At 65.5% G+C, this 13,131-nt stretch carries 13 protein-coding genes; 7 read left to right on the top strand and 6 right to left on the bottom strand.

All coding sequences use genetic code 11. The features are described from left to right. Positions 1–55 precede the first annotated feature (55 nt). The 5 genes from JWM94_RS04205 to JWM94_RS04185 form a co-directional block, all read right to left on the bottom strand. Positions 56–1,420 carry a deoxyribodipyrimidine photo-lyase gene (locus JWM94_RS04205; protein ID WP_299422199.1) on the bottom strand — a complete coding sequence of 455 codons (1,365 nt, stop codon included), beginning with the start codon at positions 1,418–1,420 and terminating at the stop codon, positions 56–58. 5 nt (positions 1,421–1,425) lie between these two features. After that, entirely contained in the window at positions 1,426–2,460 is a 1,035-nt protein-coding gene (locus JWM94_RS04200) for a 2-oxoacid:ferredoxin oxidoreductase subunit beta (RefSeq protein ID WP_299422197.1), read from the bottom strand. Further along, complete coding sequence (locus JWM94_RS04195) at positions 2,457–2,831, bottom strand: hypothetical protein (protein WP_299422195.1); 375 nt, start codon at positions 2,829–2,831, stop codon at positions 2,457–2,459. The genes JWM94_RS04200 and JWM94_RS04195 overlap by 4 nt, the downstream gene beginning before the upstream one ends. Next, positions 2,828–4,762, bottom strand: coding sequence for a 2-oxoacid:acceptor oxidoreductase subunit alpha (locus tag JWM94_RS04190; RefSeq protein WP_299422193.1), 1,935 nt, complete (start codon positions 4,760–4,762; stop codon positions 2,828–2,830). Before JWM94_RS04190 ends, JWM94_RS04195 begins: the two co-directional genes overlap by 4 nt. 72 nt (positions 4,763–4,834) lie before the next feature. After that, positions 4,835–5,764, bottom strand: coding sequence for a histone deacetylase (locus JWM94_RS04185; protein WP_299422191.1), 930 nt, complete (start codon positions 5,762–5,764; stop codon positions 4,835–4,837). A 40-nt stretch (positions 5,765–5,804) separates the two neighbouring features. Between JWM94_RS04185 and JWM94_RS04180 the strand changes: the two genes are divergently transcribed. From JWM94_RS04180 to JWM94_RS04150, 7 genes are read left to right on the top strand one after another with little or no spacing between them, the layout of a single operon-like run. Further along, on the top strand, positions 5,805–6,779 hold the full coding sequence (locus JWM94_RS04180) for an alpha/beta hydrolase (RefSeq protein ID WP_299422188.1): 975 nt from the start codon (positions 5,805–5,807) through the stop codon (positions 6,777–6,779). Continuing rightward, on the top strand, positions 6,776–7,261 hold the full coding sequence (locus tag JWM94_RS04175) for an RNA pyrophosphohydrolase (protein ID WP_299422185.1): 486 nt from the start codon (positions 6,776–6,778) through the stop codon (positions 7,259–7,261). The genes JWM94_RS04180 and JWM94_RS04175 overlap by 4 nt, the downstream gene beginning before the upstream one ends. 58 nt (positions 7,262–7,319) lie before the next feature. Further along, entirely contained in the window at positions 7,320–7,802 is a 483-nt protein-coding gene (locus tag JWM94_RS04170; protein WP_299422183.1) for a surface-adhesin E family protein, read from the top strand. A gap of 52 nt (positions 7,803–7,854) precedes the next feature. Next, complete coding sequence (locus JWM94_RS04165; RefSeq protein WP_299422181.1) at positions 7,855–9,045, top strand: hydrolase; 1,191 nt, start codon at positions 7,855–7,857, stop codon at positions 9,043–9,045. Then, positions 9,042–10,058, top strand: a complete 1,017-nt coding sequence (locus JWM94_RS04160) for an arginine N-succinyltransferase (protein WP_299422178.1) — start codon at positions 9,042–9,044, stop codon at positions 10,056–10,058. The genes JWM94_RS04165 and JWM94_RS04160 overlap by 4 nt, the downstream gene beginning before the upstream one ends. Further along, positions 10,058–11,323, top strand: coding sequence for an N-succinylarginine dihydrolase (locus JWM94_RS04155; protein WP_299422176.1), 1,266 nt, complete (start codon positions 10,058–10,060; stop codon positions 11,321–11,323). The genes JWM94_RS04160 and JWM94_RS04155 overlap by 1 nt, the downstream gene beginning before the upstream one ends. 52 nt (positions 11,324–11,375) lie before the next feature. Continuing rightward, positions 11,376–11,594, top strand: a complete 219-nt coding sequence (locus JWM94_RS04150) for a hypothetical protein (RefSeq protein WP_299422173.1) — start codon at positions 11,376–11,378, stop codon at positions 11,592–11,594. A gap of 175 nt (positions 11,595–11,769) precedes the next feature. On the opposite strand, the gene gatA is transcribed toward JWM94_RS04150, so the two are convergent. After that, positions 11,770–13,131: Asp-tRNA(Asn)/Glu-tRNA(Gln) amidotransferase subunit GatA (gatA, locus tag JWM94_RS04145; protein WP_299422171.1), on the bottom strand; the 1,362-nt coding region annotated here is incomplete at its 5' end.

Below are 13,131 nucleotides of genomic sequence, written 5' to 3'. Positions count from 1 at the left end.
GTCAGCGCATCCATCGCGGGATCCATGCACCAGCGCTTTATTGTCGCCAAGCGATTCAGCGTATCTTTCGCCCCGCCGCGATCGCCCGTTCGCGCGCTTCACGATGGCCAATGATCTTGGCGGGATAGGTGTCGGGCCGGCAGCCCGCATCGTCGGGGTCGTGGATCGCATCGTCGGTCAGATCGCGCAGTTCGGGCACCCATTCGCGGATGTAGTCCGCCGCGTCGAACTTTTCCGACTGAACCAGCGGCGCCATGACCCGGCCCCACATATTTGCGTCGATTCCGGTTCCCGCCACCCATTGCCAATTGACGGCGTTATTGCCGTAATCGGCGTCGACCAGCGTGTCCCAGAACCACGCCTCGCCCTCGCGCCAGTCGATCAGCAAATGCTTGATCAGGAAACTGGCGGCGATCATCCGCACGCGGTTGTGCATCCACCCGGTCGCCCAAAGCTGGCGCATCCCTGCATCGACGATCGGGTAGCCTGTGCGTCCTTGCTGCCAGGCGCGCAGATCGGTCTTCGACGATCGCCACGGTAGCGCGTCGAACCGCTCGCGGCCGTTCTTCGATGCGTAATCGGGCAGTTGCAGGATGACGTTCTGCGCGAAATCGCGCCATGCCAGCTCGCCCAGGAAGGTGTCGACCGACCCGCCCTTGCCCGCGAGGCGATGCCAGACCTGAGCTGGCGAAACCTCACCGAAATGGAGGTGCGGCGACAGACGTGCACTGCCCCCAAGCGACGGCAGGTTTCGCGTCTCGTCGTAGCGGGATGCCTCAGCGACGAAATCGTCGAGCCGCTCGTGCGCGCCCATCTCGCCCGGCGTCCATTCCTTGGCGAAAGCGGCCGCCCAGTTGGGCTTGCTTGGCAGCAAATCCCACTGCTCGAGCTTGTCACTTGCCGGCCATTTGCTCGGCGCGCCTATCTGGACGGGGGCTTCAAGCGAGTGCTGTGGCGGCATGACGTCACGCAGCGCGCGCCAGAACGGTGTGAAGATCTTGTACGGCGCCCCGCTCCCGCTCGTCACCGACCCGGGCGGCGCGAGGTAATTGCCGTCGTGGCACACCAGATCGAGCCGCTTGGCCACAGCGCGCTCGGCGTTGCGCCACCACGGTTCGTAATGGCGGATGGCATGGACTGTGTGAGCGCCAATCTCCGTGGCGACCTTCGCAAGCTCCTCGTCGCACGGCCCGCGCCGCAGGATCAGCCGCGAGCCGCACACGCGCAAATCCCGGTCGAGCGACTCCAGGCTGTGGTGTAGCCACCACCGCGAAGCGGCGCCCATCTTGCGGTGCTTGGGCGTCTCGTCGTCCAGAATGTAGACCGGCACCACTGGCCCCTGACCGATCGCCGCGGCCAACGCGGGCTGATCGGCGAGACGCAAGTCCCGCCGCAGCCAGACGATGACCGGAGCCGGCATTCGCTTTAGATGACGTGCGGCTGCTTCTCGACCATCCACGTCTGGCCCTGGCTCAGCAGTTTTTGCAGATCGGGCTTCTTGCCCTCGCTGGCCTGCGCATTCTGCGCGATCACCGCGCTGTCGAAGGTCGGGGCAGGATCGTCGTAGAGCACCCCCAGCGCCATCGGAAACACGCCGAACGGCATTTCCACCAGCATGTGCGCGAGCCCGCGGTTGGTCTGATCGTGCACCGCAACATGCGCGCCTTGCCAGTCGCCATCGGTCACATCGACAACCTTGAGCACCAACCGATCGGTGTCCATCGTCAGCCCCTTGGTACCGCCCGCGAACAGCAGCGGCTGGCCATGTTCGACCCACATCTGGTTGGCGGCGGCATTGGCCTTTTCGGTGAACGCGCCAAACACCTCGTCATTATAGACGATGCAATTCTGAAAGATCTCGACGAACGCCGCGCCCTGATGCGCGTAGGCGGCTTTGAGCACGCTCGGCAGGTTCTTGTTGACGTCGATCGCTCGCGCGACGAACCGCGCGCCAGATCCCAACGCGAACGCGCATGGCGTGGCGGGGCGGTCGACCGAACCGAACGGCGTCGAGGGGCTGCGCGTGCCGACCCGGCTGGTGGGCGAATATTGCCCCTTGGTCAGGCCGTAAATCTCGTTGTTGAACAGCAGCACCTGGCAATTCAGGTTGCGCCTGAGCAGGTGCATCGTGTGGTTGCCGCCGATCGACAGTGCGTCACCGTCGCCGGTGATGATCCACACGTCGAGTTCGGGATTGGCCAGCTTGACCCCCGTCGCCACCGCCGGCGCGCGGCCGTGGATCGTATGGAAGCCATATGTCTCCATGTAATAAGGAAAGCGCGACGAGCAGCCGATACCGCTGACGAATACCGTATTCTCAGGCCGCGCGCCGATCTCGGGCATGGTCCGCTGCACCGCCTTCAGGATCGCATAGTCGCCGCAACCCGGACACCACCGCACTTCCTGGTCGGTTTCCCAGTCCTTGGGCAGCGACTTGATCGGCGGAGTCATGTCGTTCATCGAATCAACTTCCTTGAATTCCACAACAGGCGCAGCGCGACGCCCCACAACAGCGCCCCGACCGCGCCGCTCATCGTCAGCAACCCGTCGCGCATATTCCCGACGTCAGCGGCGCGCAGTTCGTGCGAGATCATCCAGGGGATCGCGAACGCGACGAGCACGAGCCCGACGAACGCACCCAAAGCGGCCGGAATGGTCGCGCCCGCGGGCATCGTCCTGGCGAAGGTCAGCATCGCGAGCACGAACCCGACGACCAGGCCGATCGCGATCATGATCCCGTCCTGTCCCGGAAATACGAAGTACGCGAGCGCGCAGAGCGCGATCAGCACACCGACATTGAGCAACGCGGCCGACGAGCTGTTGGGGTTCATGGATTGATCGCCTCGGCGCTCGGCAATTGCGTGTCGCTCACCGGGACCTCGCCGCCCGACCCGCCGTGCAGCATCGCGTCGATCGCGTCCTCGATCTCGACAATCCGGAACGGCTGGCCGCTCACCTTGTTGAGCGGGCGAGCATCGACCAGGAACTGGTCGCGGAGCACTGTCTTGAGCTGGCCAGTGTTCATTTCGGGTACGAGAATCTTGTCGTAGCTCTTTAGCAACGCGCCAAGATTTTTGGGCATCGGCCAGATGTGGCGAATATGCAGATGCGCGACATCGAGTCCCCGGCGCCGCGCGCGCCGCACCGCCTGATGGATCGGCCCGAAGGTCGAGCCCCAGCCGACCACCGCGAGCTTGCCGCCTTGCTCGCCGATTTCGACCTGCTGATCGGGCACGTCGATGCCGAGCACCTTGTCCTGCCGAATATCGGTCATCGCCTGGTGGTTGGCGGGCGAATAATCGATGTTGCCGGTACCGAGCGCCTTCTCGATCCCGCCGATGCGATGGAGCAGACCCGGCGTGCCGGGCTTGACCCACGGCCGTTTCAGCTTGGCGTCGCGCGCATAGGCCTGGAACCCTTCAGCGGGCGCGGTTTCAAGGTATTCAACCGGGAACGGCGCATAGTCGCTGACCGACGGCACCTTCCACGGTTCGGCGGCATTGGCGATATATCCGTCGGTCAGCACCATCACCGGGGTCATGTATTGCGTCGCGATACGCACCGCCTCGATCGCGACCTCGAACGCGTCGGACGGGCTCCGCGCGGCGATTACCGGCATCGGCGCATCGCCGTTCCGGCCATAGACCGCCTGATAAAGGTCCGATTGCTCGGTCTTGGTCGGCAGCCCGGTGGACGGCCCGCCGCGCTGCGAATTGATGATGACCAAAGGCAATTCGGTCATGATCGCAAGGCCCATCGCCTCACCCTTGAGCGCAATGCCCGGTCCCGATGACGAGGTCACGCCAAGCTGTCCGGCATAGGACGCACCAATCGCGCTGGCGATCGCGGCGATTTCGTCCTCGGCCTGGAACGTGGTGATGCCGAACTCCTTGAGACGGCTTAGGTGATGCAGAATCGCCGACGCAGGGGTGATCGGATAGCCGCCGAAGAACATCGGGATGCCCGCAAGCTGCGCGCCCGCGACAAGCCCCATCGAAATCGCTTCGGCTCCGGTAACCGTCCGATAGAGCCCGGGTTCGGCAGGCGCCGCAGCAACGTGATGCTGCTTTAGCGGCCCGGAAATCTCCGCCGTCTCGCCATAGGCATGCCCCGCGTTGATCGCGGCGATATTGGCCTCGGCCAGCGTGGGGTTCTTGGCGAACTTGGCCTTGAGCCAGTCGATCAGCGGCTGGCGGTCGCGGTCGAACATCCACAGCGCCAGCCCCAGTGTCCACATGTTCTTGCAGCGCAACGCTTCCTTGTTGCCCAGCCCGAACGGCTTGACCGCGTCGAGCGTCAGCTGCGAGATGTTGAACGCGAGAACCTGCCACTTGCCCAGGCTGCCGTCCTCGATCGGGTTGGCGTCGTACTTCGCCTTGGCCAGGTTGCGGTCGGTGAACTCGCCGCTGTCGGCGATGATCAGCCCGCCCAGCTTGAGCGCATCGACATTGGTCTTGAGCGCCGCGGGGTTCATCGCAACCAGTACGTCGAGTTCGTCACCCGCAGTCTCGATCGCGGTCGAGCCGAAATTGATCTGGAAGGCAGAGACGCCGAACAAGGTGCCGAGCGGCGCGCGGATCTCGGCAGGGAAATCGGGGAAGGTCGCCAGATCGTTGCCGGCCAACGCGGTCGACAGCGTGAACTGCCCCCCGGTCAACTGCATTCCGTCGCCGGAATCCCCGGCAAAGCGGACGACGATCGATTCTGCGGGCGGATGGGCGGACGCCTCTTGTGGCGTCACTTCGTGGGCGGCGGTCGCCATGTCAGCTCTGTTTCCTGCGTCGTGTCGCGGGCTTCTCTAGGTGCGGAGCCCCTGCTGGCCAACCTAGATCGGTTACACTCCCGTGAAAACCGTTCTTTGCCATCCGTCGGCGAATGCCTGTCCCAGAGTCAGGATCGCCGCGACATGGCGACCGGCGATCGCGATCACATCGTCGCCATAACCGCCGCCGATGGTGCTCGCGAGCGGGATGCCGCGGCCGATCGCCAGCCGTGCGATCAGGCGCTCGCGGCGTGCGAGGCCCGCATCGGTCAGGTCCAGGCGTCCCAGCCGGTCGCCACCGAACGGATCGATACCGGCTTGATACAGGATCAATTCGGGCCGTTCTGCGTCGAGCATCGGCGCGAGCGTCGCCTCGAGCGTGTCGAGATACTCGTCATCCCCGACCCCGTCGGCCAGCGGCACGTCGAGCGTCGACCGCGCCTTGCGCGCCGGAAAATTCTTCGCGGCGTGGATCGAATAGGTCGCGATGCCTGGTCGGCCGGGAGTCAGTGCGGCGGTACCGTCGCCCTGATGCACATCGCAATCGACGATCGTCAGGCGCGCGACCGTCATTTCCTCGATCAACCGGATCGCGGCGATGGCGAGGTCGTTAAACACGCAATAGCCGGCGCCGGTGTCGGCCAGCGCATGATGGCTCCCGCCCGCGCTGTTGGCGGCAAACCCGCGATCGAGCGCCAGCATCGCCGCGAGATACGTCCCGCCCGGCACCAGCTGCGCCCGCCGCGCGGCGACTTCGTTGACCGCAAAGCCGATCCGCCGTTCCTTTTCGCGCGGCACACGCGATTCGATGACTTCGGCGACGTATTCGGGATCGTGCGTCGCTTCGATCCATGCGCGCGGCATCGGCTCTGGCTCGAACCATTCGATCGCGTCGCCCGCCTCGTGCAACAGGTCGCGGATCGCGCCGCTCTTGTTCCACTGATAGCCCGATCGGGCTTGCCCCGGCGCGACGTACGCAGGGTGATGGACGACGGCGATCATAGGTTTTATTTAAGGACGGAACACCCGAGAGGATAGCCGCATGACTGAACCCTTCGTCCGTCCCGACGCCCGCGGATTCCTCGATTATCTGGCGAGTATGCCGGGCCCGAAGATGCACGAACTCGAGCCGGCGGCGGCGCGCGCGATGTACGTGATGATGAAGGATGTCGCGGATCAGCCGATCGGCGAACTCGGCACGATGCTCGACCTCAACATCCCCGGCCCGGCGGGCGATATCCCCGCGCGGCTGTTCGATCCGCGCGCCAGCCGCGAGCCCGGCCCGGCGGTGGTGTTTTTTCACGGCGGCGGGTTCGTCATCGGCGATCTCGACAGCCATGCCAGCTTCACCGCCGAAATGGCGCGCACGCTCGATTTACCGGTGATCGCGGTCGATTACCGTCTGGCGCCCGAAGCGAAATGGCCCGCCGCGCCCGACGATTGCGAGGCGGCGGCGCGCTGGGTCGCGGACAGCCCCACCGAGATCGGCCGCGCGGTCACCTCGCTGATCCTCGCCGGCGACAGCGCGGGCGGGAATTTGACCATCGTCACCGCGATGGCGCTGCGCGACAAACCCGCCAAGGTTCCCGTCATCGCGCAGCTGCCCTTCTATCCCGCTGCGGATATGAGTCGGGAGTATCCGTCCTATGCCGAATTCGGCGATGGCTATTTGCTGACCCGCGAGTCGATGGAATGGTTCGATGCCGCCTATCAGTCGGAAGCCACGCACATTCGCACGTCACCCTTGCTCGGCGATCTCGCCGGCATGCCGGCAGCGGTTGTGGTGACCGCCAGCCTCGACCCGATCCGCGACCAGGGCCGCGCTTATGCGGCGGGACTCGCGAAAGCCGGCGTGCCGGTCGTGTTCCGCGAGGCCAAGGGTAACGTCCACGGCTTCATCACGATGCGCAAAGTCATCCCGTCGAGCGTCGGCGATGTCGCCGGTGCGCTCGCCGCGCTGAAGGACATCATCGTCGAGGCCGAGGGCGACCGCGTGATGGCGCAGGCGGCGGAGTGACCGACAAGGCGGACCTGCCCTATCGTCCCTGCGCAGGAATCATGCTGCTCAACCGCGACGGTCTCGCGTTCGTCGGGCAGCGGATCGATACGACCGTCGAAGCATGGCAGATGCCGCAGGGCGGGATCGATTCCGGCGAGGATGCGGAAACGGCGGCGGTGCGCGAGCTGGGCGAAGAAATCGGGGTCGCACCGGACAAAGTCGCCTTGATCGCCGAGGCACCGGGCGAATTCTTCTACGATCTGCCCGACGACCTGGTCGGCCAGGTCTGGAAGGGCAAATGGCGCGGACAGCGCCAAAAATGGTTCCTGTATCGCTTCTTGGGCGAGGACACCGATATCGACCTGGCGACGCCGCATCCCGAATTCATGTCATGGCGCTGGGTCGATCCAGCCGACCTGCCCAAGTTAATCGTACCGTTCAAGCGCCAGCTCTATGCAGACGTGCTCGCGACATTTTCCGGTCAATTGACCATCGGTTGATACTTGCAAAGCCGGGCGCTGCTCTGCACGATGACCGCGCTACAAAAAGGGGGATCACATGATCAAGTGGCTAGCTCTGGTTGCGTTGTTCTGGTCGGTCCCGGCATCGGCGAAGAACTGGTATCTCGTCGCCATATCGGAATCGAGCACGACCGCCTATTTCATCGATCGAGACAGTATCGTGAACAGCGGAACGAACCTGCGCCGGATCCATGCGTGGAGCGTGCATTCCACCTCGGACGCCGACGGCACGGCGTCGCGCGAACTGGTGCTCGAATTCGATTGCGCCGGCGCGCGCTACCGCTTCCTGCACCTGACCGGTTACAGCACCAGCCTGGCGCAGCTGTCGGACGAGGCCGGATCGGGCATGTGGCGTGACGTCACCAGCGGATCGCTCGACGATTCCGCGCGCCAGTTCGTGTGCAGCGGCGGCACGCGGCCATCGAGCGCCAAGGCCTATGGCCCGGGCAATCCCTTTGCGGCGGGGCGCAAGGCGCTGGGCGTGAGCAGCGGGTCGGGCACCAACTATAATTCGCATTGATCGCCGCTCCGCGGGGGTTCACCCCGCGGCCGGACCGGCCTAGACGGCGGCGATGATCCCTGCCGTCCTCGACCGCGTCAATGCCGAGCCGATGCTCGCCAACACCCGCACTTGGGCGGCGATCAACAGCGGGACGCGCAACCTGACCGGGCTGTCGGCAATGGCCAGTGCGCTGGCCGACGTGTTTTCGGCGCTGCCGGGCGAAGTGTCCCTGATCGACCCGCATTCTGCCGAGAGCGTCGGCGCCGATGGCAAGGTCAGCGCGATCGAACATGGCCGGCATCTTGTCGTTCGCGTCCGTACTGAGGCGCCGGTGCGAATGCTGTTCACCGGGCACATGGATACGGTCTATCCGGTCGATCACCCGTTTCAGATGCTGGCCGAGGTGGATTCTAATACGGTGAACGGCCCCGGAGTGGCCGATATGAAGGGCGGGCTCGCGCTGATGCTCGCCGCACTCAAGGCGGTCGAGGTATCGCCGCTTGCTGCGCGGATCGGCTATGACGTGATGATCAATTCGGACGAGGAAACCGGGTCGTTTTCCTCCGCCGCTTTGATCGCCGAGCTCGCGCGAGGAAAGGTCGCCGCGCTGACCTACGAACCCGCGTTGCCCGACGGCACGCTTGCCGGCGCGCGCGGCGGAACGGGCAATTTCTCTATCGTCGTCCATGGCAAGAGCGCGCATGCCGGCCGCAACCCCGACGACGGGCGCAATGCGATCGTCGCGGCGAGCGATCTCGCGGTTCGGCTATTCGCGGCAAAGAAGGAGGGCCTCGCGGTCAATCCTGCGCGGATCGAGGGCGGCGGGCCGAACAACGTCGTGCCCGATCTGGCCATCCTGCGCGTCAATTTTCGCCCATCCTCGCCAGATGCGATCGCCAGCGCGCAAGCCGCGATCGATCATGCGGTCGCAGCGGTCACGACCGACCGCGATGTGCGGATCGACGTGCATGGCGGCTTCAATCGCCCGCCCAAGCCGATCGACGACGGCGCCGCCAAATTGTTCGCGCTGGTCCGGGATGCCGGCGCCGATCTCGGCCTCGACATCGGCTGGAAAGCGACCGGCGGCGTATGCGACGGGAACAATATCGCCGCGGCCGGGGTGCCGGTGGTCGACACGATGGGCGCGCGCGGTGGGGCGATCCATTCGGCCGAGGAGTTCCTCCTGATCGACAGCCTGCCCGAACGCGCCGCTTTGTCGGCGCTGACTGTCCTCAAGATCGCCGAACAGGGGGGATTGTGAGCTTTCGTATCCGCGCCGCCGTCGATGCCGATATCGAGCATCTGTACGAAATGGCGAAGCTGACCGGCGGCGGTTTCACCAACCTGCCGGCCGATCGCCGAGCGTTGAAGGCGCGGCTGGGCACCAGCAGCGCCGCGTTCGCACGCACCGATGACGCATTGGCCGACGACATCTTCGTGTTGATGCTCGAGAACGTCGAGACCGGCGAAGTGCGCGGCACGTGCCAGATGTTCAGCCGGATCGGTCAGCAGCACCCTTTCTACAGCTATCGGCTCGGCACGCTGTCGCAGAACAGCAAGGAGCTGAACCGCACGTTTCGCGCCGAGATGCTGTCGCTGACCACCGACCTCGAAGGGTCGAGCGAGGTCGGCGGGCTGTTCCTCCATCCCGGCGAGCGGGCCGGTGGCCTCGGCCTGTTGCTCGCGCGCAGCCGCTACCTGTTCATCGCGATGCACCGTGCGCGCTTCGCCGACCGAATTCTGGCCGAACTGCGCGGGATCATCGACGAAGCCGGCGGGTCGCCATTCTGGGACGGACTGGCGGGCCGCTTCTTCGGGATGAATTTCCAGGATGCCGACCGTTTCAATGCGACGCGCGGGCACCAGTTCATCGCCGATCTGTTCCCCAAGCACCCGATCTATGTCGCGATGCTGACCGAGAGTGCGCGCTCGGTGATCGGTCTGCCGCACCCATCGGGCCGCGCGGCGATGCGGATGCTCGAGAGCGAAGGCTTCGCGTTCGAGAATTACGTCGACATCTTCGACGGCGGCCCGACCATGACTGCGCGGACCGACCACGTCAAAAGCGTCGCCCAGGCCAAAACCGCGACGGTGGTTGCGGTGGACGAGGATGGCGGCGACCGCGCGCTGGCGGCGACGGGGCGGCTGAGCGACTTCCGCTGCGCTTTCGCCAAGCTGCGCGAGGCGGGCGGCGGGGTGGTGATCGACCGCGACGGCTGCGCGGCACTCGGCGTCGGCGAGGGCAACCAGGTTACTTATATCGGTCGCGGCTGATGCTGGTCGAGATCAACTTCGATGGGATCGTCGGGCCGAGCCACAATTATGCCGGTTTGAGCGCGGGAAACCTGGCCGCGATGAAGAATGCCGGCTTGACGTCACGCCCGCGCGATGCCGCGCTGGAGGGTGTCGCCAAGATGCGCGCCAATCTCGCGCTCGGCCTGACGCAGGGCCTCCTGCCGCCGCAGGATCGGCCCGACGACGGCTGGCTGACGAGCCTCGCCACGACCTACACCGACGCGACGCCCTACCTTCAGGCGCAGGCGTTGTCCGCCTCCCCGATGTGGGCGGCCAATGCGGCGACCGTCTCGCCCGGTCCCGACACCCCCGACGGCCGGTGCCACCTGACCGTCGCCAATCTCGTCACGATGCCGCACCGCAGCCACGAATGGCCGGAGACGCTGGCGCAGCTTCGCCTCGCGTTTGCCGACCCGGCCTTTGCCGTCCACCTTCCCGTCCCCGCGCCGTTCGGCGACGAGGGCGCGGCCAATCATATGCGGCTGTGCGAGCATCACGACGCGCGCGGGGTCGAGATCTTTGTCTACGGCGAAAGCGGCGGCCCCTTCCCGGCCCGTCAGCGCCGCGAGGCATCCGAGGCTATAGCCCGACGCCATCGGCTCTCGCCCGACCGCACGTTGTTCGCGCAGCAATCGGTCGCCGCGATCACCGCGGGAGCGTTCCACAACGACGTTGTCGCGGTCGCCAACGAACGCGTATTGTTCGCGCACGAACTGGCGTTCGAGGACAAGGACGGGTTGTACGCCGGCATCGCCCGAGCCGCGCCCTGGGCCGAGATCGTCGAGGTGCCCGCAGCCCGCGTCAGCCTGGCCGACGCGATTTCGTCATACCTGTTTAACGCCCAATTGGTGACGCTGCCCGACGGCACGATGGCGCTGATCGTGCCTGGGGAGGCGCGCGCCAACGCCGCCGTCTGGGCGTGGCTACAGGAAATGCTCGCTGGCAACGGCCCGATCCGCCGGGTCGAGGTGGTCGATGTCCGCCAGTCGATGGCGAACGGCGGCGGCCCGGCGTGCCTGCGGCTGCGCGTCGTCGCCGATCCGGCGACGGTCGACGATCGTTTCATGGTCGATACCGCCAAGCTCGATCGCATCGCGGTAACGATCGAGGCGCATTGGCCCGAGGAGATCGCGATCGCCGACATCGGCGATCCTACGCTGATCTCTCGCATCCGCGCCGCCCGCACGGCGCTGCTCGAGACGCTCTATCTGTCGGATTTACTTACGATTAACCCTGTCCGGTAACGCGAAACGACGCGTTTCCGCCATTGGCACGGTCTATGCGTTAACGGACGCCATGTGGACCAAACTCTCCCGCCTGTTTATCATCAAGACCAAGTTCGAGGCGTTCCTGATCATCTATGGCCTCGGCCTCGGCGCGGTCGAGCGCGGGGTCCACTACGTCCAGCAATATCCCGGCTTCGGCGGCTGGCTGCTGTTTTCGGTCTGCCCGATCGCGGTGTTCATGGCGGGCGCGCGGATCCTCGATTCGGTGGAGCGTGGGCGGGTGGATTAGAGCGAATGTTCCCAATGTTCGCACTGACCATGGGGTGCCGATGAGCGGCCATTTCGGTGCAAGATCACGATGTCAAAGAGCGGCCTGGACGCTCTCAAACGAATCCCAACATTGCAAGTATGAAACCGCAGCGGCCTCTAACCCTCTCCCGCCTTCGCTGGAGAGGGAAAGTCAGCTACCACCACGCCTCAGGCCGCGCGACAAACCCAGCCCGCTCCTCGATCGCCAGGCACGCGTCCAGCACGCCCTGCTCGTCGAGCGCCTTGCCGATGACCTGAAGCCCAAGCGGCAGCCCCGCCTTGTCGAGCCCGCCCGGCACCGACATCGCCGGCAGCCCGGCTAGGCTCGACGGCACGGTGAAGACGTCATTCAGATACATCGCGATCGGATCGGCTGACTTCTCGCCCAGCGCAAACGCCGCCGAAGGTGCGGTGGGCGTCAGAAGCAGGTCGCACGACTTCCAAGCCTCGTCGAAATCGCGCGCGATCAGCGCGCGAACCTTCGAAGCCTGTGTGAAGTACGCATCGTAAAACCCTGCCGACAAAACATAAGTCCCGATCAGGATGCGGCGCTTGACCTCCGGCCCGAACCCGGCAGCGCGGGTCGCGGCGTACATGTCCTGCAGGTTCGCGCCCTCGGGCAGATCGCGCAGCCCGTAGCGCACGCCGTCGTAGCGCGCGAGGTTCGACGAGGCCTCGGCGGGGGCGATAATGTAATAGGCCGGCAGCGCATATTTGGTGTGCGGCAGCGACACTTCGACCACCTCGGCCCCGGCATCCTTTACCCACGCAATGCCCTGTTGCCACAGCGCCTCGATCTCCTCGGGCATGTTGTCGACGCGATATTCCTTGGGGATACCGATGCGCTTGCCGGCTAGGCTGGCGTTGAGCCCCACCTCCCATTTGGGCACGTCGAGCTGGAGGCTGGTCGAATCCTTGGCGTCGAACCCCGCCATGGCCTCGAGCATGATCGCGCAGTCGCGCACGTCGCGCGCCATCGGCCCGGCCTGGTCGAGACTCGAGGAAAACGCCACCACGCCCCAGCGCGAGCAGCGGCCATAAGTCGGCTTGATCCCCGAAATCCCGGTGAACGCCGCGGGCTGGCGGATCGAGCCGCCCGTGTCGGTGCCGGTCGCTGCCGGGCACAATCTTGCCGAGATTGCCGCCGAGCTGCCGCCCGATGATCCGCCCGGCGCGAGCGGCGCGTTGCCACCATCCGAACGCCGCCAGGGCGAAATGACGTTGCCGAAATACGAGGTCTCGTTCGACGACCCCATCGCGAACTGGTCCATGTTGAGCTTGCCCAACATGCCGGCGCCCGCGTCCCACAGATTCTGCGAGACGGTTGATTCGTATTCGGGCGCGAACCCTTCGAGGATGTGGCTCGCCGCGGTCGACGCGACGCCCTTGGTGCAGAACAGGTCCTTCATGCCGATCGGCACGCCGGCGAGCGGCTTGAGCGTTTCGCCTGCCGCGCGCGCATCATCGGCAGCCTTGGCTGCGGCGAGCGCATGATCGGGGGTTTCGACCAGGAAGGC

The organism is Sphingomonas bacterium, assembly GCF_028289855.1.
In the GTDB taxonomy this organism is placed as follows: Bacteria; Pseudomonadota; Alphaproteobacteria; order Sphingomonadales; family Sphingomonadaceae; genus Sphingomonas.
Note: the sequence above shows the minus strand (reverse complement) of the source record. Positions and strands in the feature narration are given on the sequence as shown.